This is a genomic window from Pseudomonas sp. EGD-AK9 (assembly GCF_000465935.2).
Classification (GTDB): domain Bacteria; phylum Pseudomonadota; class Gammaproteobacteria; order Pseudomonadales; family Pseudomonadaceae; genus Aquipseudomonas.
In genome coordinates this window covers 1-2050 of record NZ_AVOF01000459.1, presented here as the reverse complement: position 1 = coordinate 2050, position 2050 = coordinate 1, and the positions used below count along the sequence as shown (strand labels likewise).

Sequence of the window (2050 nt, the reverse complement as noted above, 5' to 3'; positions counted from 1 at the left end):
GGGCGGCGTTGATCTGCTCCAGCAATTTCTGCCCCTCGGCCTGCCAGTCGCCCAGACGGCCGCTGAGCAGCGGTCGCGCCAGGACGATGCGCCAGTCGCGCTCGGCGCGGCTGACGCCGATATCGACGAACTGCGGGTCGAGCAGCACTCGGCAGAAACTTTCCGCCAGCGCCTGCATCGCCGCCTGCGCATCGCGCGGGCCGGACAGGCTGATGGCCTGCACGTTGACCAGCGGATAGCCCGCCGCACTCAAGGCCTGCTGCAGATCACCGGTGCCGGCCGCCGGCAGCAGCAGACGCGCATCGCTGGCCAGCGGCGGCAACGGCTCGGAGGCGTGCACGCCGCAGCGCTGCACCTCGCCGCGATAGGCGTTGATCGCCTCGACCAGCGCACCCTCCTCGGCCGCCTGCGCCGCCGCGGCGAGCAGGCCCAGTGCCAGAACCAGTGCAGAAAGGGACAAGCGCATGGAACTCTCCTTAACAAGCCGACGGCACAGATGATGCGCGATTACCGCCGTCCAGGCCTACCCCCCCGGCGGCGGCGCAGCGCGCTTATCGGCCGCCCCATTACCCTGCGCCGCCAGGGGGCGTATGGTGATAGTCCCATCCCTCACGGAGGAACCGCCATGTTCAAGGTAACCCGCAACGGCGACCAGCGCCTCGATGTGGACTTCGCCGGCAAACTGGACAGCGACGCCATGCGCGCCGCCCTCGACGAGCTGACCCAGGCCGCCGAAGGTATCGAGCACGGGCGCATGCTCTATCGCATCGGCAACTTCGAGTGGCCGACCCTGGGCGCGGTGGGCGTCGAGCTGGCGCGCATCCCGCAGCTGCTGCGCTTTATCCGCCAGTTCGACCGCGTGGCGGTGGTGGCCGATCAGCAGTGGCTGCGTACCGCCAGCCAAATGGAAGGCGCGCTGATTCCCGGCCTGACGATCAAGGCATTCGACTCGATCCGCGAGGCGGAAGCCGAGGCCTGGCTGCAGCAGTGAAGGCGTCGCGCTGCCGGAGGCGATCCGGCAGCGCGGGCCGCGGCGGCATCAGCCGAGCTGGTCGACCATCACCGCGTTGCTGTAGACCAGGCTGCCGTCGCTGGCGCGGTGGCCGACCAGGTGGAACTGGCCGCGACGGTCTTCGCCACTGAGGTAGACCCGCCACTGGCAATCGGACAGCGGGCCGCATTCGGCCGGGGTGACCAGCTCCATCGCCGCCATGTCGGCATCGACCATCATGTCCTTGCCGCCGCTCTTCTGCAGCTCTTCCTCGGCGCGTTCCAGGCGTAGGTGATCGGCCTCGCTGACGCGGAAGTGAAAGGTGCCGATGGGCGTGGATTTCTGCTCACCGTTGCCCTTACGCCAGCCTTCGATGGTCAAGGTATTCATATCCGGACCTCCTGAAAGTGGGTGCCACAAGCCCGCCGCCCGCGACTAGGCCATTGGACAACAGTTTAGTCGACAGGCTGCAGACACAGGACAGGCGGCAGCGGCGTTTGCTTGGCCGGTCGATTCGGTTAGGCTCTGCCCCTCAATCAAACGGAGGTATTCCCATGGCCCGCGCCACTGCCCGTCACATCCTGGTTGCCAGCGAAGACAAGTGCAACGAACTGAAAACCGCCATCGAAGGCGGCGCCGACTTCGCCCAGCTGGCGAAGGACAACTCCACCTGCCCGTCCGGCCGCAACGGCGGCGACCTGGGCTCCTTCGGCCCTGGCCAGATGGTCAAGGAATTCGACACCGTGGTGTTCAGCGCGCCGGTCGGCGTGGTCCAGGGCCCGGTGAAGACCCAATTCGGTTACCACCTGCTGGAAGTCACCAGCCGCCAGGACTGATCCGCGCGGCGCTGGCGTCGGCGCCCGGCCGACGCCGTCACTCCAGCCCCGCCGCCCCCTGCGCCCGCCACAGGCGCAGCCGATCCAGCAGCTTGCCGCCCCACACATTGATCAGCAGCCCGCCCATCACCAGCGACGCGCCGACCAGTTGCAGCGCGCCCAGGCGTTCGCCCAGCAGCAGGTCATAGTCGCAAGCAGCGGTCAAACGGCGCACCCGCCTCGC

Annotated in this window: 3 protein-coding genes and 2 pseudogenes; 2 read left to right on the top strand and 3 right to left on the bottom strand. The window is 68.1% G+C overall.

Annotated elements, in window-relative coordinates; all coding sequences use genetic code 11:
- Window positions 1-466 (bottom strand): annotated as a pseudogene (locus N878_RS18565) (CAP domain-containing protein); the annotation flags it as partial.
- Window positions 467-625: 159 nt separating this feature from the next.
- On the opposite strand from N878_RS18565, the gene N878_RS18560 reads away from it, so the two are divergent.
- Window positions 626-991 carry an STAS/SEC14 domain-containing protein gene (locus tag N878_RS18560; RefSeq protein ID WP_021445079.1) on the top strand — a complete coding sequence of 122 codons (366 nt, stop codon included), beginning with the start codon at window positions 626-628 and terminating at the stop codon, window positions 989-991.
- A 48-nt stretch (window positions 992-1039) separates the two neighbouring features.
- Here N878_RS18560 and N878_RS18555 read toward each other — a convergent pair whose 3' ends face one another.
- Window positions 1040-1381 carry a hypothetical protein gene (locus N878_RS18555; RefSeq protein ID WP_021445078.1) on the bottom strand — a complete coding sequence of 114 codons (342 nt, stop codon included), beginning with the start codon at window positions 1379-1381 and terminating at the stop codon, window positions 1040-1042.
- A gap of 164 nt (window positions 1382-1545) precedes the next feature.
- Here N878_RS18555 and N878_RS18550 point away from each other — a divergent pair, with 164 nt between their 5' ends.
- Window positions 1546-1827 carry a peptidylprolyl isomerase gene (locus tag N878_RS18550; protein ID WP_021445077.1) on the top strand — a complete coding sequence of 94 codons (282 nt, stop codon included), beginning with the start codon at window positions 1546-1548 and terminating at the stop codon, window positions 1825-1827.
- A 37-nt stretch (window positions 1828-1864) separates the two neighbouring features.
- Here the strand turns inward: N878_RS18550 and N878_RS18545 are convergent.
- Window positions 1865-2050, bottom strand: a pseudogene (locus N878_RS18545) (hypothetical protein); the annotation flags it as partial.

Excerpts from the sequence above, each read along its gene's own strand:
- N878_RS18560 (WP_021445079.1), top strand. The coding sequence starts at position 626 with ATGTTCAAGGTAACCCGCAACGGCGACCAGCGCCTCGATGTGGACTTC.
- N878_RS18550 (WP_021445077.1), top strand. The coding sequence starts at position 1,546 with ATGGCCCGCGCCACTGCCCGTCACATCCTGGTTGCCAGCGAAGACAAG.
- N878_RS18555 (WP_021445078.1), bottom strand. The coding sequence starts at position 1,381 with ATGAATACCTTGACCATCGAAGGCTGGCGTAAGGGCAACGGTGAGCAG.